Annotated in this window: 20 protein-coding genes; 8 read left to right on the top strand and 12 right to left on the bottom strand. The window is 66.5% G+C overall.

Annotated elements, in window-relative coordinates; all coding sequences use genetic code 11:
* Positions 1–125 precede the first annotated feature (125 nt).
* The 3 genes from AC5P6S_RS09575 (at position 126) to AC5P6S_RS09565 (ending at position 5,766) form a co-directional block, all read left to right on the top strand.
* A complete protein-coding gene (locus AC5P6S_RS09575) occupies positions 126–2,090 on the top strand; it encodes an OPT family oligopeptide transporter (protein ID WP_005408528.1) in 1,965 nt (654 codons plus the stop codon).
* 226 nt (positions 2,091–2,316) lie between these two features.
* Positions 2,317–4,395 (top strand): alpha/beta hydrolase family protein, encoded by a 2,079-nt coding sequence (locus tag AC5P6S_RS09570; protein WP_043034135.1) that lies wholly within the window; start codon positions 2,317–2,319, stop codon positions 4,393–4,395.
* A 141-nt stretch (positions 4,396–4,536) separates the two neighbouring features.
* Positions 4,537–5,766 carry a DUF819 family protein gene (locus AC5P6S_RS09565; RefSeq protein WP_262247635.1) on the top strand — a complete coding sequence of 410 codons (1,230 nt, stop codon included), beginning with the start codon at positions 4,537–4,539 and terminating at the stop codon, positions 5,764–5,766.
* Between the two features lie 71 nt (positions 5,767–5,837).
* On the opposite strand, the gene AC5P6S_RS09560 is transcribed toward AC5P6S_RS09565, so the two are convergent.
* Genes AC5P6S_RS09560 through AC5P6S_RS09540 form a run of 5 tightly spaced genes read right to left on the bottom strand, consistent with a single transcriptional unit; the run spans position 5,838 to position 8,861 of the window.
* Positions 5,838–6,317, bottom strand: coding sequence for a hypothetical protein (locus AC5P6S_RS09560; RefSeq protein ID WP_044569652.1), 480 nt, complete (start codon positions 6,315–6,317; stop codon positions 5,838–5,840).
* 46 nt (positions 6,318–6,363) lie between these two features.
* A complete protein-coding gene (gene minE / locus AC5P6S_RS09555; RefSeq protein ID WP_005408532.1) occupies positions 6,364–6,624 on the bottom strand; it encodes a cell division topological specificity factor MinE in 261 nt (86 codons plus the stop codon).
* 2 nt (positions 6,625–6,626) lie between these two features.
* Positions 6,627–7,436: a septum site-determining protein MinD gene (gene minD / locus AC5P6S_RS09550; RefSeq protein ID WP_005408533.1), complete on the bottom strand. Its 810-nt coding sequence runs from the start codon at positions 7,434–7,436 to the stop codon at positions 6,627–6,629.
* 37 nt (positions 7,437–7,473) lie between these two features.
* Entirely contained in the window at positions 7,474–8,319 is an 846-nt protein-coding gene (minC, locus tag AC5P6S_RS09545; protein ID WP_099561806.1) for a septum site-determining protein MinC, read from the bottom strand.
* Positions 8,265–8,861, bottom strand: a complete 597-nt coding sequence (locus tag AC5P6S_RS09540) for a GNAT family N-acetyltransferase (protein ID WP_005408535.1) — start codon at positions 8,859–8,861, stop codon at positions 8,265–8,267. Before AC5P6S_RS09540 ends, minC begins: the two co-directional genes overlap by 55 nt.
* A gap of 150 nt (positions 8,862–9,011) precedes the next feature.
* Between AC5P6S_RS09540 and AC5P6S_RS09535 the strand changes: the two genes are divergently transcribed.
* The 4 genes from AC5P6S_RS09535 to AC5P6S_RS09520 all read left to right on the top strand — a co-directional run bounded on the left by AC5P6S_RS09535 (position 9,012) and on the right by AC5P6S_RS09520 (position 12,632).
* A complete protein-coding gene (locus AC5P6S_RS09535; protein ID WP_005408536.1) occupies positions 9,012–10,208 on the top strand; it encodes a sensor histidine kinase in 1,197 nt (398 codons plus the stop codon).
* On the top strand, positions 10,208–10,849 hold the full coding sequence (locus AC5P6S_RS09530) for a response regulator (RefSeq protein WP_005408537.1): 642 nt from the start codon (positions 10,208–10,210) through the stop codon (positions 10,847–10,849). Before AC5P6S_RS09535 ends, AC5P6S_RS09530 begins: the two co-directional genes overlap by 1 nt.
* 234 nt (positions 10,850–11,083) lie before the next feature.
* Positions 11,084–12,157, top strand: a complete 1,074-nt coding sequence (locus AC5P6S_RS09525) for a polyketide cyclase (protein WP_005408538.1) — start codon at positions 11,084–11,086, stop codon at positions 12,155–12,157.
* A gap of 103 nt (positions 12,158–12,260) precedes the next feature.
* Positions 12,261–12,632: a DUF423 domain-containing protein gene (locus AC5P6S_RS09520; protein WP_005408539.1), complete on the top strand. Its 372-nt coding sequence runs from the start codon at positions 12,261–12,263 to the stop codon at positions 12,630–12,632.
* Positions 12,633–13,026: 394 nt separating this feature from the next.
* Here AC5P6S_RS09520 and AC5P6S_RS09515 read toward each other — a convergent pair whose 3' ends face one another.
* Genes AC5P6S_RS09515 through AC5P6S_RS09495 form a run of 5 tightly spaced genes read right to left on the bottom strand, consistent with a single transcriptional unit; the run spans position 13,027 to position 15,725 of the window.
* On the bottom strand, positions 13,027–13,836 hold the full coding sequence (locus AC5P6S_RS09515) for a D-alanyl-D-alanine carboxypeptidase family protein (RefSeq protein WP_171968359.1): 810 nt from the start codon (positions 13,834–13,836) through the stop codon (positions 13,027–13,029).
* Positions 13,837–13,845: 9 nt separating this feature from the next.
* Complete coding sequence (locus AC5P6S_RS09510) at positions 13,846–14,439, bottom strand: PH domain-containing protein (RefSeq protein ID WP_024956285.1); 594 nt, start codon at positions 14,437–14,439, stop codon at positions 13,846–13,848.
* A gap of 3 nt (positions 14,440–14,442) precedes the next feature.
* Positions 14,443–14,622: a DUF4177 domain-containing protein gene (locus AC5P6S_RS09505; protein WP_005408542.1), complete on the bottom strand. Its 180-nt coding sequence runs from the start codon at positions 14,620–14,622 to the stop codon at positions 14,443–14,445.
* On the bottom strand, positions 14,619–14,798 hold the full coding sequence (locus AC5P6S_RS09500) for a type II toxin-antitoxin system antitoxin (RefSeq protein WP_005408543.1): 180 nt from the start codon (positions 14,796–14,798) through the stop codon (positions 14,619–14,621). Before AC5P6S_RS09500 ends, AC5P6S_RS09505 begins: the two co-directional genes overlap by 4 nt.
* Positions 14,799–14,843: 45 nt before the next feature.
* Positions 14,844–15,725: an SPFH domain-containing protein gene (locus tag AC5P6S_RS09495; RefSeq protein WP_012479444.1), complete on the bottom strand. Its 882-nt coding sequence runs from the start codon at positions 15,723–15,725 to the stop codon at positions 14,844–14,846.
* A gap of 137 nt (positions 15,726–15,862) precedes the next feature.
* On the opposite strand from AC5P6S_RS09495, the gene purT reads away from it, so the two are divergent.
* A complete protein-coding gene (purT, locus tag AC5P6S_RS09490; RefSeq protein WP_005412617.1) occupies positions 15,863–17,050 on the top strand; it encodes a formate-dependent phosphoribosylglycinamide formyltransferase in 1,188 nt (395 codons plus the stop codon).
* A 72-nt stretch (positions 17,051–17,122) separates the two neighbouring features.
* Here the strand turns inward: purT and AC5P6S_RS09485 are convergent, their stop codons facing one another.
* A complete protein-coding gene (locus AC5P6S_RS09485) occupies positions 17,123–18,337 on the bottom strand; it encodes an endonuclease/exonuclease/phosphatase family protein (RefSeq protein WP_044569657.1) in 1,215 nt (404 codons plus the stop codon).
* 38 nt (positions 18,338–18,375) lie between these two features.
* Positions 18,376–19,131 carry an arginyltransferase gene (locus AC5P6S_RS09480; protein WP_005408547.1) on the bottom strand — a complete coding sequence of 252 codons (756 nt, stop codon included), beginning with the start codon at positions 19,129–19,131 and terminating at the stop codon, positions 18,376–18,378.
* Between the last annotated feature and the right edge of the window lie 107 nt (positions 19,132–19,238).

The raw sequence follows: 19,238 nt of genomic DNA, 5'->3' as shown, positions 1-19,238 counted from the left end.
TTGGCCGAGTTTGGCCAGAAGCGACTATCTCACTGCCGACCTGGCCGCAACCCTCCCGAACCGCACTGGACTTGCTGCCTCCTGAACGCTAGCGTGCAAGGGATTTTTTGCCAGCAGGGGCTTCCATGAACCACGACGCTGCGCCCAAGCAGCTCACCTTCCGCGCAGTGGCCCTGGCCATCGTGCTGGCGGTGGTGCTGTCGGCCGCAAACGCCTACCTCGGTCTGTTCGCAGGCCTGACCATCGCCACCGCCATTCCCGCCGCGGTGATTTCCATGGGCGTGCTGCGCCTGCTGGGCGGTGGCTCCATCCTTGAAAACAACATCGTGCAGACCGGCGCTTCGGCCGGTTCGTCGATCGCCGCCGGTGTGATCTTCACCATCCCGGCGCTGGTGATCATGGGCTACTGGCCGGACTTCAAGTACTGGTGGGTGCTCGGCATCGCCGGCCTCGGCGGCCTGCTGGGCGTGTTGTTCTCGGTGCCGCTGCGTCGTTCGATGATCGTCGAAGACCCGCTTCCGTTCCCGGAAGGCAAGGCTGCGGCCGAAGTGCTCAAGGCCGGTGAGAATCCGGGCCCGGGCCTGAAGATCCTCGGCCTGTCGGCGGTGATCGGTGCCTTCGTCAAGCTGGCCGCGGAAAGCGGCATGCGCCTGATCCCGGATGCCTGGGCCACCTCGGCCTACGTCGGCAGCTCCAAGGTCACCGCCTTCATCGGTACCAACCTGTCGCCGGCACTGCTGGGCGTGGGCTACATCGTCGGCCTCAACGTCGGCATCGTGGTGGTGTCCGGTTCGATCCTGACCTGGCACATCGCCATTCCGATCTACCAGGCGTTCTTCATGAACACCGATCCGGCACTGGCCGCGTCGGTTGCCGCGGCTTCGTCCACCGAGGCGGCGTTCGCCATCTGGGGCGCGAAGATGCGCTACCTGGGTGTCGGCGCGATGCTGATCGGTGGCATCTGGACGCTGATCTCGCTGCGCAAGTCGCTGCTCAACGGCGTCAAGAGCGGCTTTGCCGCCGCCCGCAAGAGCGGTGGCCCGGTGCTGGCGCACACCGAGCGCGACCTGCCGATGAAGTGGATGCTGGTGGCCCTGGTGGTCTTCGTGCTGCCGCTGCTGGCCCTGTACCAGGCCATCGTCGGCCAGTGGCACGTGTCGATCCCGATGACCCTCATCATGATCGTCGCCGGTTTCCTGTTCGTTTCGGTCTCGGCCTACCTGGCCGGCCTGATCGGTTCGTCCAACAACCCGGTCTCGGGCATCACCATCTCCACCATCCTGTTCGCCTCGGCCGTGCTGGTCGTGCTGCTGGGCGCCGACGGCCTGAAGCCGGTCGGTGCCGGCGGCGCGCCGCTGGGCGCCGTGGCCGCCATCATGATCGGCGCGGTGGTGTGCTGCGCCGCTGCGGTTGGTGGTGACAACCTGCAGGACCTCAAGGCCGGCTACATCGTCGGCGCCACCCCGTGGAAGCAGCAGCTGATGCTGGGCATCGGTGCCTTCTCGTGTGCGCTGATCATGGCCCCGGTGCTGAACCTGCTGGCCACCGCCTACGGCATCGGCGTGAAGTCCGAGCTGCACCCGAACGCGCTGGCCGCACCGCAGGCCAACCTGATGGCCTCGGTGGCCAAGGGCCTGTTCGGTGGTGAACTGCCGTGGACCTTCATCGGCATCGGTGCCGTGGTCGGTGCCGCCATCATCGCCTTCGACAGCTGGCTGAAGGCGCGCAACGCCCGCTTCCGCGTGCCGGTGCTGGCCGCCGCCATCGGCATCTACCTGCCGCTGGAACTGATGGTGCCGATCTTCCTCGGCGGCCTGATCGCCCACCTGGTCGAGCGCTTCCACAAGGTGCGCGCCGATGACGAAGAAGGCCGCGACCGCGTGCACAAGCCGGGCGTGCTGTTCGCCGCCGGCCTGATCACCGGCGAAGCGCTGATGGGCATCGCCATCGCGATTCCGATCGTGGTCAGCAGCCGCGCCGACGTGCTGGCCGTGCCGTTCCACCTGCCGGGCGCGCAGTGGATCGGCCTGGCCGTGCTGTTCCTGGTCGGCTGGCTGATCTACCGCACCGGCAAGTACGCCAAGGCGTAAGGGGGCTCTGCCCCTGGGTTCAACGGGTAGTGCCGGCCGCTGGCCGGCAATCCCGGAATCCCGTGATACCCCTGGTTGCCGGCCAGCGGCCGGCACTACCGCAGACCGCGCTACGGCGCGGTTTGCTGTTTCTGGCGATTGCCTGCCTGCAGCCATGACCGATGGCCTTGGCAGCCCCGGCCGCACGGGCCTACCATCGGTTTTTTGCCGTCCTGCGGAGACCCCGATGAAACTGCGTCATGCCCTGCTGCCACTGAGCCTGCTGGCCGCCCTGCCCAGCGTCGCCGCTGCCCGTGGCCTGGAAGTCCGCGACATGGTGGCCATGGACCGCGTCTCCGCGCCGGTGCTGACCGCTGACGGTGGCACCGTGGTGTTCGCCAAGCGCAGCGTCGATGCCAACCTGAAGGCCTCCACCGCGCTGTTCGCGCGCAACCTGCGCACCCGCGATGCAGCGCCGCCGAAGCAGATCACCCCGGCCGGCTGGAACGTCAATTCCGCTTCGCTGTCGGCCGATGGCCAGACCGTGTATTTCCTCAGTGCCAGGAACGGCAGCCAGCAGCTGTACGCGCAGCCGATCAGCGGCGGTGCTCCGCGCCAGCTGACCGACTTCCCGGTCGACGTGGACAGCTACCACGTGTCGCCGCAGGACGACCGCGTGCTGTTCAGCGCCGGCGTGTTCCAGGACTGTGCCTCGGACCTGGCCTGCACCGAGAAGAAGCTGAAGGAAAAGAAGGACGCCAAGGCCAGCGGCCAGGTGTGGGATTCGCTGTTCGTGCGCCACTGGGACACCTGGAACGACGGTCGCCGCAACACCCTGTTCGTCGCTCCGCTGCCGACGGCCAAGGCCGGTGCGGTCAAGGGTGCGTCGGCGCTGAGCGCGACCATCGATGGTGATGCGCCGTCCAAGCCGTTCGGCGGCAATGATGACTTCGCGTGGTCGCCGGACGGCGCCAGCGTGGTGGCCAGCATCCGCGTGGCCGGCAAGCAGGAGCCGTGGTCGACCAACTTCGACCTGTACCGCTTCGACGCCGCCGGCAAGCAGGCGCCAGTCAACCTGACCGCCTCCAACCCGGCCTGGGATGCCGGCCCGGTGTTCAGCGCCGACGGCAAGACGCTGTTCTACCGTGCGATGAAGCGCCCGGGCTTCGAGGCCGACCGCTTCGGCCTGATGGCGATGGACCTGGCCAGCGGCAAGACCCGCGAAATCGCGCCGCAGTGGGATCGCTCGGCGGGCGGCATCACCCTGTCCGCCGATGGTGCCAGCATCTACACCACGGCCGATGACCTTGGCGAACACCCGCTGTTCCAGATCGACGTGGCCAGCGGCAAGGCCACCAAGCTGATCGGCGACGGCAGCGTGACCTCGGTGGATGTGGCCGGCAACAGCGTGGCGATCACCCGCAACAGCCTGAAGAGCAACGACCAGGTGCTGGTCGGCCTGCTGCCGGCTGCGGGCGAGGCCATCGGCGAACTGCGCGCGCTGACCCCGGCCGCTGGCGAGGTGCTGAAGGACGTGTCCTTCGGCGACTACGAGCAGTTCGAGTTCAAGGGCTGGAACAACGACACCGTGCACGGCTACGTGGTCAAGCCGCACAACTACCAGGAAGGCAAGTCCTACCCGGTCGCGTTCCTGATCCACGGCGGCCCGCAGGGCAGCTTCGGCAACGGCTGGAGCTACCGCTGGAACCCGCAGACCTACGCGGGCCAGGGCTACGCGGTGGTGATGATCGACTTCCACGGTTCCACCGGCTATGGCCAGGCCTTCACCGATGCGATCAGCCAGCACTGGGGCGACCGTCCGCTGGAAGACCTGCAGAAGGGCTGGGACGCGGCGCTGAAGAAGTATTCCTTCCTCAACGGTGACAAGGCCTGTGCGCTGGGCGCCAGCTACGGCGGCTTCATGGTCAACTGGATCGCCGGCAACTGGAACAGCCCGTTCAAGTGCCTGGTCAACCACGACGGCGTGTTCGACCAGCGCATGATGGGTTACGCCACCGAAGAACTGTGGTTCACCGAGTGGGAGCAGGGCGGTACGCCGTACCAGAAGGCCGCGAACTACGAGAAGTTCAACCCGGTCAACCACGTGGCGGACTGGAAGAAACCGATCCTGGTCATCCACGGCCAGCAGGACTTCCGCATTCCGGTCGAGCAGGGCCTGGCCGCGTTCACCGCCGCCCAGCGCCAGGGCATCGAGTCGAAGTTCCTGTACTTCCCGGACGAAAACCACTGGGTGCTGAAGCCGAACAACAGCATCCTGTGGCATGACACCGTCAATGCCTGGCTGAAGCAGCACATCGGCAATTGATGATTGCAGCGCCGCCCTTCGGGGCGGCGCTTTTGTTTCGCCATCTGCTTTGCCGGTGGATGCCGACCGTTGGTCGGCACACCTTCATGATTCGCCGCCAACAGCAGCCGGCCAGCGGCCGGCTCCACCCAGAGCGCCTGCATGATCCAGAACGACATCGTCGTCTTCGGTTTGATCGCCGCCACCCTCGGCGCCGTGTTCTGGACCGCCTCGCGCGAGCAGGGGCTGTGGAAGCGCTTCTACACCTTCGTGCCGGCGCTGCTGCTGTGCTACCTGATTCCCGGCATCTACAATACCGTCGGCCTGATCGACGGGCAGAACACCAAGCTCTACAACCCGATCGCGCGTGACATCCTGCTGCCGGCGGCGCTGATCCTGCTGACCCTCGCGGTCGACATCAAGGGCATCCTGCGGCTCGGCCCGAAGCTGGTGCTGATGTACCTGGGCGCCTCGGCCAGCATCATGCTCGGTGCGGTGGTGGCGTTCCTGCTGATGCGCGCCGTGCATCCGGAAACCGTGGCCGGTGACACCTGGGCCGGCATGGCCGCGTTGGCCGGCAGCTGGATCGGCGGCGGTGCCAACATGCTGGCGATGCGCGAGGTGTTCGACGTCAACGCCACCACCTTCGGCCAGTTCGCGGTGGTCGACGTGGGTGTCGGTTACGTGTGGATGGCCGCGCTGATCTTCCTGGCCGGTCGTGCCGCGAAGATCGATGCACGCAGTGGCGCCGATACTTCGGCCATCGACGACCTGAAGGAGCGTATCGCGCGCTTCCAGGCCGAACACGAGCGTATTCCCAGCCTTACCGACCTGATGCTGATCGTGGCGGTGGCCTTCGGTGGTGTCGGCCTGTCGCACGCGATCGGCGCGCCGCTGGCGGCCTGGTTCAAGGCCAACGTCGGTTGGGCCGCGCAGTTCAGCCTGGATACGCCGTTCGTGTGGGTGGTGGTGCTGTCGACCACGCTGGGCCTGAGCCTGAGCTTCACCCGTGCGCGCACGCTGGAAGGCGCGGGCGCATCGCGCCTGGGCTCGCTGCTACTGTACTTCCTGATTGCCTGCATCGGCATGCAGATGGATCTGCTGGCGCTGCTGGATCGCCCGTGGCTGTTCCTGCTCGGCCTGATCTGGATTGCCGTGCACATCGTGCTGCTGTGGTGCCTGGGCAAGCTGCTGAAGGTGCCGTTCTTCTATTTCGCCATCGGTTCGCAGTCGAACATCGGTGGACCGGCCTCTGCGCCGGTGGTGGCCGCGGCATTCCATCCGGCACTGGCGCCGGTGGGCGTGCTGCTGGGCACGATGGGCTACGCCACCGGCACCTACCTGGCTTACATCGTCGGCATCACCCTGCGCGCGCTGGCCGGGCAGGGCTGATACGGCGATGGGGTGATGGGGTCAGATCCCTTTTGCGACGCAAAAGGGATCTGACCCCGGTTCCCGGTGAATCACGCCACCGGCAACCCGCGTTCGACCAACCACGCCTTCGCGTCTTCGGCGTCCTGCTCGAACCACGCCTGTGTCGACCCCAGCCGATACGTGTACCCCCAGGCATCCATGTCGGCCATCAACCGCGCACTGCCGACACCAGGCAAACGCCCGGCCAGCACGATCTGCAGGTAGCAGGTGGCATCTTCCTCGGCGACCGAATCGGTGGCGTCGGTGTGCACCTGCGCGCGCCGCTCCGGCGGCAATACGATCAGGTGGCAGGCTTCATGCAGCATCGAATGCACCGGGGTGTCATCGCGCACATAGACATTGCTGGCGATGATGCCCGCCTCGGGCTCGCCCCAGTAGCTGCCGGGAATCGGTTCGCCTGCGGCCACGTGGTGCAGGCGAAGGCCATGCGCGGCGAGCAGGCACTGCGCGTCGGCGAAGGCGATGTCGCCCACGCAGGTGATGTCCACGGCGGTTGTCGTATCGGTCATGCATGTCACGCGGCCCCGCCCATGCAGGCACGGGCGGGGCGGGGCATCAGGGTTTGTCCGGGCCTTCAGGCAGCGCCACGGAGATGTCCAGCACATCGTGCTGGCCATCCTTCACCAGGTCGACCTTCACCGCATCGACGTCGATGTTCACGTACTTCTTGATCACTTCCAGCAGCTCGCGCTGCAGCAGCGGCAGGTAGTCCGGGCCACCGCGGTGGCTGCGTTCCTGCGCGATGATGATCTGCAGGCGGTTCTTTGCGGTTTCGGCGGTGGTCTTCTTCGCTTTGAGGAAATCGAACAGGCCCATGCTTACCCTCCGAACAGCTTGCTGAAGAAGCCCTTCTTCTCGACGCTGGTGAAGCGCATCGGGCGATCTTCGCCGAGGATGCGCGCGACGGCGTCGTCATACGCCTGGCCGGCAGCGGATTCGACATCCAGGATCACCGGTTCGCCCTTGTTGGACGCATTGAGCACGTCGCCCGATTCGGGGATCACGCCGATGGCCTTCAGCCCCAGCACTTCCTCGACGTCGGCGATGCTGAGCATCTCGCCGGTTTCCACGCGCAGCGGGGTGTAGCGGGTCAGCAGCAGGAAGGCAGGCACGTTCTGGCCGGATTCGGCCTTGTGGGTCTTCGAGTCCAGCAGGCCGATGATGCGGTCGGAGTCGCGCACCGAGGACACTTCCGGGTTCACCACCACCACGGCGCGGTCGGCGAAGTACATCGCCAGGAACGCTCCCTTTTCGATGCCGGCCGGCGAGTCGCAGATGATGTAATCGAAGCCATCGGCGGCCAGGTCCTTCAGGACCTTGCCCACGCCTTCCTGGGTCAGTGCGTCCTTGTCGCGGGTCTGCGAGGCGGCCAACACATACAGGTTGTCGAAGCGCTTGTCCTTGATCAGGGCCTGCTTGAGGGTGGCTTCGCCATGCACGACGTTGACGAAGTCGTACACCACGCGGCGTTCGCACCCCATGATCAGGTCGAGGTTGCGCAGGCCGACGTCGAAGTCGATCACCGCCACCTTCTTGCCGCGCCGCGCCAGGCCACAGGCCAGGCTCGCGCTGGAAGTGGTCTTGCCCACGCCGCCCTTGCCGGAGGTGACTACGATGATTTCAGCCAAAGGACTTCTCCTGGTTCTGCATTAGTTTGGGGCTGCGTCAGTCCAGCGCAGCGATCTTGATCTGGTCCTGTTCCAGCCACACCTGCACGGCCTTGCCGCGCAGGTTGTCCGGAACATCGTCCAGTACCTTGTAGTGGCCTGCAATGGCCACCAGTTCCGCATGGAAATCACGGCAGAAGATGCGTGCCGCGGTGTTGCCCTGGGCCCCTGCCAGCGCGCGGCCGCGCAGGGTGCCGTAGATATGGATGCTGCCATCGGCGATGACCTCGGCGCCGGCGCCGACGGTGGCCATCACGGTCAGGTCGCAGTTCTCCGCGTACAGCTGCTGGCCCGAACGCACGTTGCCCAGCTGCATGCGGCCTGGCTGCGGCGCGGCTGCATCGGCGATCTTGGCCACCGGTGCGGCCGGGGCTGGCTTCGGTTCGGCACGCGTGGCGCGGCGCGGTTCCGGTGCGGGCGGCGGCGGGGCCGCTTCGGCCTCGGCACGTTCGTACTGGGCGCGGAACTTGGCCAGCAGCGGCAGGCCGAGCTGCTGCGAGAGCAGGTCGACCGCGCTGGTGCCATAGGCCAGCGCCACCGGCAGCACGCCGGCGCTGCGCAGGCCATCGACCAGCGCCTGTGCGGTGACCACGTCCGGAACCTGGCTCAGGCCGCCGAAATCGAGGATCACCGCCGCGCGGCCGAACAGCTTCGGCGCACGGGTCACGCGCTCGCGCATTTCCTGCACGAGGCGTTCGACATCAAGGGTACGGATGCGAAGGTTGGCGATGCCCACCTGGCCGATCTTCAGTTCACCGGCCTGTTCGTAATCGAAATTCACCGCCACGCTCAGGTCCCCGTCGGCCGCTGTGCCTGCGCCGGCAGCTGCCGGGCGCGTGTCCATGCCACATCCGGCAGCTTGCCGCCGTAGGTCTCCTGGACCCACGGGTAGCTGCACAGTTCCTTGGCCAGCATGCTGGCACGCACATCGACCTGGGCCATGGTGTTCTGGCCCAGCTCGCGGAAGCCGAAGCTGCCGTGGAAGAGCAGGGCGGCATCGGCGCCGTGGTCGAGGAAGACTTCGCAGGTCATCTGCGGGTAGCGCAGCTCGGCAAAGCTCTGCGCGTCGGCATAGAACGCACGGCCGACGCCACCGCCGCGGCGGCGGCTGGCGACCACGATGCGGTCGATGTAGAAGAAGGGGGTGTCCAGCTGCTGCTTGAACCAGGCGAAGTTGCTGCTGTCGTGCTGGCTGTCGCTGCCGAAGCCGATCAGGAAGCCGGCCAGGTTGCCGTCGCGCTCGGCGACGCGGAAATACTCAGCGGTTTCATAGAACAGGCGCAGGCGGGCCGCATCCAGGGGAAGGATGGCCAGGCCAGCGTTGTTGTTCAAAGCCAGGACGGAATCGAGCTCGTGCTCGCGCACGTCGCGGATGACAATCGACATTGTGACTCCGTGGGGTAACGCGGTTGGTCCATCAAGGGACCCTGCGCACGATTATTGCATGCCCGGGGTGGGCTGCGGCATGAACAGGCGACCGGGCAGGCATGACTTCCGTGGGGTGCGATGTGCAGGCCGGGCCCGTAGAGTGCTGGCATGTTGGGAGTCCTCAGCCATACCCGCGTCCTTCGCCTGGCCGGCCTGTTCACCTGGGTCATGGTCGGTCTGCCCCTGGCGTACTCGCAGTTCGAGAACCTGCACAGCCGCGGTGACATGGGCGGCTGGGCGGTCCTGCTGTTCGTCGCCTACCTGTCCTTCGGCACCTCCTATTACTGGCTGACCCGCATCCTGCGCAGCGACAGCCCCACCAGCTGGCTGGACCGCGGCCTGCTGCTGCTGCTGACGATTTCGGCGCTGGGCGTCAGCTTCCTCAGCGGCTCGGGCCTGGGCAGCATCCTGATGATGGTGGCCGCCGGGGTCATCCCGTGGATGCTGTCGGTGCGGCTGGGCGTGCTGTGGCTGCTGGTCAGCCAACTGGCGGTGGCCCCGGTCTACTACTTGCTGCTGCGCTTCCCGTTGTTCGAAGCGGTGATGCAGTCGCTGCTGTACGGCGGCTTTTCCATGTTCATCTTCGTGACCAGCCTGGTTGCCCGGCAGCAGACCGAGGCGCGCGACGAACAGCGCCGGCTCAATTCAGAGCTGCGTGCCACCCGCGCCTTGCTTGCCGAGAGTGCCCGCGTCAATGAGCGCACCCGCATCTCGCGCGAGCTGCATGACCTGCTGGGCCACCAGCTGACCGCGCTGACCCTGAACCTGGAAGTGGCCGGGCACCTGGCCGAAGGGCAGGCGCTGGAGCACGTGAAGCGCTCCCACACCTTGGCCAAACTGCTGCTGGGCAACGTGCGCGAGGTGGTCAGCCAGCTGCGCGAGACCGGCGCGATCGACCTGGCCGCGGCGCTGCGCCCGCTGACCGAGAACGTGCCCTCGCTGGACATCCAGCTGGAGATCGAGGATCCGCTGAACGTGGAGGACCCCCAGCGGGCCCACGTCCTGCTGCGCTGCACGCAGGAGATCATCACCAACGCCGTGCGCCACGCCGGTGCGCGCCACCTGTGGATCAAGGTGTACCGTGAAGCCCCGGACCGGGTGGTGGTGGAGGCCCGCGACGACGGTGTCGGCGCGGACATGGTCAATGTGGGCAATGGCTTGCGCGGCATGCGCGAGCGCCTGCAACAATGTGGTGGCCAGCTGCAGATCGAGACCCGTCCCGGTGAAGGCTTCCGCCTGCGGGCAACGGTGCCGGCAACGGTGCTGGTGGCCGCCCTTACCAAGGTTCCTGAAGGAGTACGTTGATGATTCGCGTCTGCCTGGTCGATGACCAAACCCTGGTGCGGCAGGGAATCCGCTCCCTGCTGGCGCTCGACGATGGCATCGAGGTGGTGGCCGAGGCCGGCGATGGCCGGCAGGCGGTCGAGCTGATCCCGCAGGTGCGCCCCGACGTGGTCCTGATGGACATGCGCATGCCGGTGATGTCCGGACTGGAAGCGCTGCAGGTGCTGTCGCGGCAGGAACAGCTGCCGCCGACCATCATCCTCACCACCTTCGATGACGATCAGCTGGTGCTGGCTGGCCTCAAGGCCGGTGCCAAGGGTTACCTGCTCAAGGATGTGACCCTGGCACAGCTGGTCGGTGCCATCCGTACCGTGGCCGAGGGTGGTTCGCTGGTACAGCCGGCGGTGACCCAGCGCCTGTTGTCGGGCCTGGAGCACATGCGCAACGAGTTCGTCAGCCTGGACCGCCCGGACCCGCTGACCGACCGCGAGACCGAGATCCTGCGGCTGATGGCCAGCGGCTTCTCCAACAAGGAGATCGCCAACTCGCTGGGCGTGGCCGAGGGCACCATCAAGAACCACGTGTCCAACATCCTCTCCAAGCTGGGTGTGCGCGACCGTACGCGCGCGGTACTGAAGGCGTTCGAACTCCAGCTGGTCTGAGGAAAATCGTTTCGGTACAAAGACTTGGGTGGTGGCAGGGGGTTCCGGCCAAGGTGCCCCCCTACTTGCCGGGCAGCGGTATGCGTTACCCTTCGAATTCTTTGTCCATACAAATACGCAGCCGGCAGGGAAACCGGTGCGCCAATCCCGATAAACAATGCCCGCGAAGCCTGCTAGGATTGGCGCTTCGCTTCAATCAACCCGGCCGTGGGATCGGCCCCGGAGACTCTCTGAATGACCCGTATTATCGAGTTCCTGATCGCCTTGGGGATCGTGGCTGGCCTGTTCGTCATCATTGGCGTATGTCTGCCGGGCGAGCGTCACATCACCGAAAGCATCGAGACCAACCGCAAGATGACGATCGTGTACGACACGGTCAGCAGCCTGCGCCGCTTCAAGGACTGGAACCCGCTGGTACTGCGCGATCCCGCCGTTGAACTGAAGCTGTCCGGCCCGGCCTCCGGCAAGGGTGCCACCCTGGACTTCACCTCCAAGGACCTGGGCACCGGCTCCTGGAAGATCACCGACGCCGAAGAGAACAAGCGCGTTGCGATCGCCATCGAAGACGCCACCAAGGGTCACGACAAGGTCACCACCTTCACCCTGGAGCCGACCGGCAAGGGTGGCCGCAACGTGAAGATCACCCAGGACTACTCGGTGAAGTACGGCTTCGACCTGTTCGGCCGTTATGCAGGCCTGTATGTCAGCCGCCAGATCGGCGACGACATCAAGATGGGCCTGTCGCGCATGGCCAACATGCTGGCTACCGTCCCGAACGTCGACTACCGCACGCCGGAAGCCCCGCTGACCGATCTGGCCATCGTCGATGTGCCGGCTGAGGATCTGCTGGTCGTCAACGCCGGTAACGTGGACCGCGGTCAGGACACGATCACCAAGTCCATCAAGGACAACCAGGAGTGGATCAAGCGCGTGATGGAGGCCAATGGCCTTGAAGCCGCCGGTCCGTTCCGCATCATCACCACCGACTTCGGCCAGGAGAAGTACGCCTTCGACATCGCCCAGCCGGTGAAGAAGAAGGGTGCTGAAGGTGCCACCGCTGAAGCCCTGACCGTCAAGATCGACGGTGGCGCTCCGGTGAAGTACGTGCACGTGGCTCCGCACCGCTCGGCACATGCGGCCTACACCGGCCACATGGCGGGTCTGGACGTTGCCCGCAACGGCCTGCGCGCCTGGGCTGTGACCTCCGGCAACGAAGTGATCGACCGTCCGTACGAAACCTGGAAGGATGGCATCGACAAGTCGTTCACCCCGGAAGGTACCTACGACATTTACTGGGCCGTCAAGTAAGCCTCGGCTGACCCATGTAGTGTTGGACACGAAAACGCGCCGCTCATTGCGGCGCGTTTTTTTTCATCTGGCGCCCGGAAAGGGCGCTGTGCAAGGAGCCCCCATGTTCAACCTGGAACGTCGCGCACGTAAGCCTTCCCTGCTGGCCTGCCTTGGTGCGCTGCTGGCGGCGGCCTCGATCGGCCTGTCCGCCTACGCATCGCACGGTGTGGCTGACCCGCTGGCGCAGCAGCACCTGAACATGGCGGCACTGTATGCGTTCGCGCATGGCGCGGTGCTGGTGGCGCTTGGCCCGCGTGCGCAGGGGGCGACCGCGCACCTGGCGCTGTACGTGCTGCTGCTGGGCGTGTTGCTGTTTTCCGGCAGCCTGGTGGGCGGTGCCTTGTGGCAGTGGCCGACGCGGATGGCGCCGATCGGGGGCACCAGCATGATGGCCGGGTGGGTGTTGCTGGCGATCAATGCGTTGAGGCGGTGACTGAGTCGAGGTTGTTTCTTCGATCCATGCTGATGCGATCTGCGCCGTCCATGGGCGTTACTCTTCTTTTCGCGCGAAAAGAAAAGTAACCAAAAGAAACGCGCCGCCGGCCGCGAGCCGGTGCTGCGCACCGGTCCCCTGCGCTCCTCGGCCCGTCGAGGGGCGGTGCGGGAACTCGCTGCGCTCAGACACCCGCACCTCTTCGCCCTCGCCGGACCTGCGGTGCTCGGCTCGCTTGAAGGCGGACCCAACAGCCGCGCGCTGATCCGTTGTAGAGGCTTCGAGCGAAGCGACCGGCTTCTGTCTTTGCCTTCTTGTTCCATCTCGTGGTGGGCGCGCGCGGAATCCGCCCGGACAGCTCCATGAATTTCGCCCTGCGGCCGCCACGAGGGGCTCAGCCGTTGGCCGGTCTCCAGCACCAGTGCCACGGTTCGTAGACGATGCCGTGCGGGTTGTCGCGCGGGTAACTCAGATGGAAGCCGTGCCCGCCGGCATGCGCCTGCAGCCACGCGAACGCGTTGGTGGCTTCGAACGACTCTTCGGCCGGGGCGTCGCCTGGTGTGCCGATGTCCAGCGCGTGGCCGCTGTGGTGTTCGCTGAAACCCGGTGCGGCATTCACCTTCAGGATCTCGGCCACGCTCAAGCCGCGCGCCAGCTTCCGTTCGAAGATGCCCAACTGGTAGGCATGGCTGCGGAAGCCGGAGATGGCATCCAGCGCAATTCCATCCTGTGCCGCGTGCAGTCGCATCCGTCGCCAGCCCTGCGCGGCGCCACGGCGCAGCCACAATGGGCGTGCAAAGCGGTCGCGACCGGCGAAGTGCAGCAGGCACGGCTCGGATTCCAGCGGCAGGCCGCTGTCGTCGGCATAGCGCTGTGCATCCAGGCCAAGCTGCTGCAGGCGCTGCTGCAACCCGGCCAGCGGCAGCCACTGATCTTCCAGTCCGGCGCCGAAGGGCCGTGCAGCCGCGGCATCCAGCAGTGCCAGTGCTTCCTCGACCCCGGGTTCGCGCGGCAGGCGCGGCACCATGGCGTGCACACCCTGCGCCAGTACCACCGCCAGATAGCGGCCATCACGCTTGCGCCGCAGCACCCACTGCGCCTGCGACAGCAGGCGTGCATCCAGGTTGCTGCGTGCGCGCAACAGGTGGGCGGGCCACAGCTCGATGGCCTCGGTATTGATCAGCAGGGGCGCGCGTCGTTGCATCGCCGCAGCTTACTGCCGTGGCGCCGACGCGGCCACCTTGCGCAGCGCATCGAGCAGCGCCTGCGGCCGGTCCACACTGAGCAGCAGCGTGCTGCCATCACTGACCGGCAGGGCGAGCACACGCGCACGGTCGGTGACCAGGGCGAAGCCCTTGCCGCCTCCCTGCAGGCGAAAGTGGCCCGAGTAGAAGCCCGGCATTGAATAGCCATTGGTTTTGACACGGATGCCGTAGCGGCGGTCACGCTGCAGGTCGACCACCTCGGCCTGGTCCAGCCGCAACTGCGCCACCGGCACCCGCCGCCGGTACATCGTTGAACGCACGTCCAGCACATCGCCGGCCAGTTCCACCCGGCGGCGGAAGAAGGCCGTGCCCAGTCCAATGCCCAGCAGGGCAATCACCAGCAGGCTCCATGCCGCACTGCCGCCCATCCGGAACCAGGGCGGCGACAGCGTTACTTCGATCCAGGGTGCGCTCGCCGGTGCCTTGTACAGCTGCGCATACAGGCAGGCCACGAAGGCAGCCAGCAGCGGCAGCACGATCCAGAGCACGCGCAGCGGCGAGCTCTCGGCCACGTCAAAGGGTTTCGGGTCGCTGCCGCCCATGGTTCAGGCCTCCTTCTTGAACACCAGCATCGCCGGGCGCATCGGCGCCGGGATGATGATGTTGACCAGTTCCCAGCCCAGTTGGCCCTGGCGGCTGAGTTCGGCCTGCACGTCCTCGGGCTTGAGTACACCCATCATGGACGTCTTGACCTCGATGGTCTGGTAGCTCCAGCGCTTGCTCATTCCTTGTCCTCCGGCGATGGCGTGGGTTTCGGCAGGCGTCCTGCCTTGCGCAGGGCGTCGCGCAGTACGTATTCGATCTGCGCGTTGAGGCTGCGCAGCTCGTCGTCAGCCCAGCGCTGTGCCGCGGCCAGGACCTCGGCATTGATGCGCAGCGGATAGGCTTTCTTCTCACTCATGAAAACTCCTGGCGGGGCGGTGGGGCACCCCGTTGCGAGGATGGCTCAGTAAAGCGAACCGGCGTTGACGATCGGTTGGGTGCCGCGGTCCGAGCACAGCACGGTCAGCAGGTTGCTGACCATGTGCGCCTTGCGTTCCTCGTCCAGTTCAACCACGCCGTTCTTCTGCAGTTCGGCCAGGGCCATTTCGACCATGCCGACTGCACCGGCCACGATGCGCGTGCGAGCGGCGATCACCGCGTTGGCCTGCTGACGCTGCAGCATGGCCTGGGCAATTTCAGCGGCGTAGGCCAGGTGGCTGATGCGTGCGTCGATCACCTGCACGCCGGCGTCGGCCAGACGCTCGGCCAGCTCGTTCTTCAGGTGCTGGGAGATCTCGCTGGCGTGGCTGCGCAGGGCCAGCTGGCCATCCTCGTGCTGGTCGTAGGGATAGCTGGTGGCCATCGCGCGCAGCGCGGATTCGGACTGGATGTGCACGAAGCTCTCGTAGTCGTCCACGTTGTAGACCGCTTCGGAGGCGTCGACCACCTGCCAGACGATCACTGCGGCGATCTCGATGGGGCTGCCGTCCAGCTCGTTGACCTTCAGCTTGCCGCTCTCGAAGTTGCGCACGCGCTGGCTGACCCGGCGCTTGGCATAGAAGGGGTTGTTCCAGCGCAGGCCGTTGTCCTTCACGGTGCCCACGTACTTGCCGAACAGGCTCAGCACCGCCGCCTGGTTGGGCTGGATGGTGTACAGGCCGGCCAGGATGAACACGCCCAGCACCACCAGCAGGGCGCCCAGCAGCATCAGCAACAGATTGGGCGAGCCGGCACTGGCCTTGGCTGCCACTCCCAGTACGAACAGGGCGGCGCCAGCGAGGGCGACGAGCAGGGCGCCGACCAGCGTGCCGAGGCCGTTGAGGGAAGACAGTGACTTCTCTTTCATGGCAGTACGTCCTTGAGGGTTCGAGTTGAAGATATCAAAGTGATATCACTTGTCGACTACCGTTCGTCGGATGCCGTGGCCGGGGCGGTCGGCCAGCTAGAATGCCCACCCGCCTTCACATCGCTGCTGGAACCGCCATGGCCAAGCTTGGAACTCCGTTGTCCCCCTCCGCCACCCGCGTGCTGCTGCTGGGCTCGGGCGAACTCGGCAAGGAGGTGGCCATCGAGCTGCAGCGGCTGGGCGTGGAGGTGATCGCCGCCGATCGCTATGCCGATGCGCCGGCCATGCAGGTCGCGCACCGCTCGCACGTGATCGACATGCTCGACGCGATGGCCCTGCGTGCGCTGATCGCCCAGGAGCAGCCGCACCTGGTGGTGCCGGAGATCGAGGCCATCCACACCGAAACCCTGGTCCAGCTGGAACAGGAACAGGGCCTGCGGGTGATCCCGACCGCGCGCGCTGCGCGCCTGACCATGGACCGCGAAGGCATCCGCCGCCTCGCCGCCGAGACCCTGGGCCTGCCGACCTCGCCGTACCGCTTCGTCGATACCGAGGCCGAATACCGTGCTGCCGTGGCCGCCATCGGCCTGCCGTGCGTGGTCAAGCCGGTGATGTCGTCCTCGGGCAAGGGCCAGAGCACCCTGCGCAGCGAGGCGGACATCGCCCCGGCGTGGGAGTACGCGCAGACCGGTGGCCGTGCCGGTGCCGGCCGCTGCATCGTCGAAGGCTTCATCGATTTCGATTACGAGATCACCCTGCTGACCGTGCGCCATGCCGGCGGCACCTCGTTCTGCGCGCCGATCGGCCATCTGCAGAAGGATGGTGATTACCGCGAAAGCTGGCAGCCGCAGCCGATGTCGAGCGCCGCGCTGGCGCGTGCCGAAGAGATTTCGCGCGCGATCACCGACGACCTTGGCGGCTGGGGCCTGTTCGGCGTCGAGCTGTTCGTGAAGGGTGATGAGGTGTGGTTCAGCGAAGTGTCGCCGCGCCCGCACGACACCGGCCTGGTGACGCTGGTATCGCAGGAACTGAGCGAATTCGCGCTGCATGCGCGCGCCATCCTTGGCCTGCCGATTCCGGTGATCCGCCAGAGCGGCCCGTCGGCATCGTGCGCATTGCTGGCACACGGCGAGGGCGTGCCGTACTTCAACAACGTCGCCGCCGCGCTGCAGGTGCCGGACACCGCCGTGCGCCTGTTCGGCAAGCCGAGCGTGCACGGTCATCGTCGCGTGGGCGTGACCCTGGCGCGCGCGGAAACCATCGACGAAGCACGCGCCATCGCGCGTGATGCCGCCGAAGCCATCGGCGTCGAACTGCGCCCCTGAAAAAGGAGCGACGACCAACGGTCGTCGCCTACCGAAACCCGGTGGGTACCGACCGTTGGTCGGTACGCTGCTCTACCGCACGTCCACCCACACCAGATGATGGTCGCTGCCGTCGGCGATCTTCGCTTCCGGGCTTTCATTGGCCGGCCAGAAGATACCGCTGCCGACGTATTCGAAACCGGTCGAGGGCAGCACGTAGTCCAGGCGCATGGTGCCGGACTTCGGGCCGAAATCGCCGGTGGCGTGGAACGGTGCGCCCTTGCGCTCGATGCCCTTGGCCGCATAGGCCAGGCTGGTCTGCTCGCCGCCGACGCTGCGCGGGGTGGGGTAGCGCAGCACGCGGGCGTTCTCGATCAGCTCGACGATCGCCTCATGGCGACCGTCGCCGTCGACCGGGTCGTTGTTGAGGTCGCCGAGGATCACGAAGCGCGCGTCCTGCGCCAGGCCGCCGCACTGGCCCTTGTCGTCGCACAGCCACGGCTTGTCACCCTTGGACAGGTATTCCTGCCACAGGCGCAGTTCGTCGTGGTTGCGCGCCGCGTTGCGCTTCTCCGGACCGTCGAACACCGGCGGGGTCGGATGCGAGACCAGCGCATGCACCACGCCGGCCGGGGTCTTCACCGGCACGTCCCAATGCGACTTCGACGACAGGCGCAGCTGCGACCACACGTGGTCGTTGTAGAAGCTCTTGCCGGTACGCGGATCGACCGGGCGGATCGCACCGGGCATCGCGCTCCACTTCAGCAGCTGGAAGCTGCGCACCTTGGCTTCATCGATCGGGTAGCGCGACAGCACCAGCATGCCGTACTGGCCCGGGTGCAGGCCGTAGCCCCATGCATCGTTGCCGCGGCTGCGGCCTTCGCCACCGACCACGCCGTTGTTGTCCAGGTCCAGCCCGCTGGGCACGCCGGTGTTGACCGGTGCCAGGTAGCGGTAGGCGAAGTGCAGCGGCTTGCCGCCGCCAGGCTGGGCCACTTCCAGGTAGCGCTTCTGGAACAGGTCGGCGGCGCGATGGGCGTCGTCGAAGTCGAACTCATTCAGCAGTACCAGGTCCGGGCGCACCTGCTGCAGCACCGCGGCGATCTTGCGCGCGTGTTCGCTGTCACCTTCCAGTTCCTTGATCAGGCCACCGGCGTCATCGGAGTACAGCGAGGTGTTGTAGGTGGCCAGGCGCAGCGCAGCGGACGGCTTTTCGGTCATCGCGGGGGACGTGGCGAAGGCAGGGGCGGTGGCGCCGCAGAGCAGGGCCAGGGCGAGGATCAGGGGGGGGCGGCGGGTCATGTTCATGGGCCGTATTGTGCACCCGGCCCGGTGTCAGCGGTTTGTCAGCGCCCGTCCAGATCATTGTCGAAATCGTGCCAGCGGCGGCCATCGTAGGCTTCCAGCGGATGGAAGCGACGCTTGTAGTCCATCTTCTGGTGGCCGCGGATCCAGTAGCCCAGATACACGTGTGGCAGCCCCTCGCGGCGCGCCCATTCGATCTGTTGCAGGATCGCGAAGGTGCCCAGCCCGCGCGCGGCATGGTCCGGGTCGAAGAAGGTGTAGACCGCCGACAGCCCGTGCTCGGTGACGTCGGTCACCGCCACCCCCAGCAGCTGGCTGGGCTGGCCGTCGTGGCCGGGCAGGCGCATTTCCATGAAGCGGGTGTGCGACCAGCTGCCGATCAGGAACTGCTCGAACTCGTGCGGTCCATGGTCGTCCATGCCGCCGTTGGCGTGGCGGTGGGTGAGGTAGCGGTGATACAGCGCGAACAGGTCGTCGCGGGCGGTGGCGGCGGTGATCCGCACCTCCAGGTCGGCATTGCGGGCGGCGCAGCGGCGCTGGCTGCGGTCCGGAGCGAAGCGCGCCACCGGGATGCGCACCGCCACGCAGGCCTGGCAGTGCGCGCAATGCGGCCGGTAGACCAAGTCGCCGCTGCGGCGGAAGCCCCAGCTCAGTGCCAGCGGATAGAGCGCACCGAGGCGGCGGTCGTTCGGGTCCAGCACCAGGTCGCGTGCCACCCGGTCCGACCAGTACCCGCAGGGGTGCTCGCCGGTCTGGAAAAGTCGCAGTTCGTCGTCTCTGTCGCCATGTATCGCCATGGGCACAGCATAGCCCCAGGTTGTCGCAGTGGCGGCGACTGTCCGGCGGATGAATGGAATCGGCAGTAGCGTCAACCGACGTCGCGCCCGGGCGTTGTTGTCCCCCG

The sequence above is a fragment of the Stenotrophomonas sp. YJH_SMC_119 genome, from assembly GCF_059368315.1.
This window is presented reverse-complemented; position numbering and strand designations above follow the sequence as displayed.

Bases quoted from the DNA above. Each gene is read 5' to 3' on its own strand.
- AC5P6S_RS09575 (WP_005408528.1), top strand. From the start codon at position 126: ATGAACCACGACGCTGCGCCCAAGCAGCTCACCTTCCGCGCAGTGGCC.
- AC5P6S_RS09570 (WP_043034135.1), top strand. From the start codon at position 2,317: ATGAAACTGCGTCATGCCCTGCTGCCACTGAGCCTGCTGGCCGCCCTG.
- AC5P6S_RS09565 (WP_262247635.1), top strand. From the start codon at position 4,537: ATGATCCAGAACGACATCGTCGTCTTCGGTTTGATCGCCGCCACCCTC.
- AC5P6S_RS09560 (WP_044569652.1), bottom strand. From the start codon at position 6,317: ATGACCGATACGACAACCGCCGTGGACATCACCTGCGTGGGCGACATC.
- minE (WP_005408532.1), bottom strand. From the start codon at position 6,624: ATGGGCCTGTTCGATTTCCTCAAAGCGAAGAAGACCACCGCCGAAACC.
- minC (WP_099561806.1), bottom strand. From the start codon at position 8,319: ATGGACACGCGCCCGGCAGCTGCCGGCGCAGGCACAGCGGCCGACGGG.
- AC5P6S_RS09540 (WP_005408535.1), bottom strand. From the start codon at position 8,861: ATGTCGATTGTCATCCGCGACGTGCGCGAGCACGAGCTCGATTCCGTC.
- AC5P6S_RS09535 (WP_005408536.1), top strand. From the start codon at position 9,012: ATGTTGGGAGTCCTCAGCCATACCCGCGTCCTTCGCCTGGCCGGCCTG.
- AC5P6S_RS09530 (WP_005408537.1), top strand. From the start codon at position 10,208: ATGATTCGCGTCTGCCTGGTCGATGACCAAACCCTGGTGCGGCAGGGA.
- AC5P6S_RS09525 (WP_005408538.1), top strand. From the start codon at position 11,084: ATGACCCGTATTATCGAGTTCCTGATCGCCTTGGGGATCGTGGCTGGC.
- AC5P6S_RS09520 (WP_005408539.1), top strand. From the start codon at position 12,261: ATGTTCAACCTGGAACGTCGCGCACGTAAGCCTTCCCTGCTGGCCTGC.
- AC5P6S_RS09515 (WP_171968359.1), bottom strand. From the start codon at position 13,836: ATGCAACGACGCGCGCCCCTGCTGATCAATACCGAGGCCATCGAGCTG.
- AC5P6S_RS09510 (WP_024956285.1), bottom strand. From the start codon at position 14,439: ATGGGCGGCAGCGACCCGAAACCCTTTGACGTGGCCGAGAGCTCGCCG.
- AC5P6S_RS09505 (WP_005408542.1), bottom strand. From the start codon at position 14,622: ATGAGCAAGCGCTGGAGCTACCAGACCATCGAGGTCAAGACGTCCATG.
- AC5P6S_RS09500 (WP_005408543.1), bottom strand. From the start codon at position 14,798: ATGAGTGAGAAGAAAGCCTATCCGCTGCGCATCAATGCCGAGGTCCTG.
- AC5P6S_RS09495 (WP_012479444.1), bottom strand. From the start codon at position 15,725: ATGAAAGAGAAGTCACTGTCTTCCCTCAACGGCCTCGGCACGCTGGTC.
- purT (WP_005412617.1), top strand. From the start codon at position 15,863: ATGGCCAAGCTTGGAACTCCGTTGTCCCCCTCCGCCACCCGCGTGCTG.
- AC5P6S_RS09485 (WP_044569657.1), bottom strand. From the start codon at position 18,337: ATGAACATGACCCGCCGCCCCCCCCTGATCCTCGCCCTGGCCCTGCTC.
- AC5P6S_RS09480 (WP_005408547.1), bottom strand. From the start codon at position 19,131: ATGGCGATACATGGCGACAGAGACGACGAACTGCGACTTTTCCAGACC.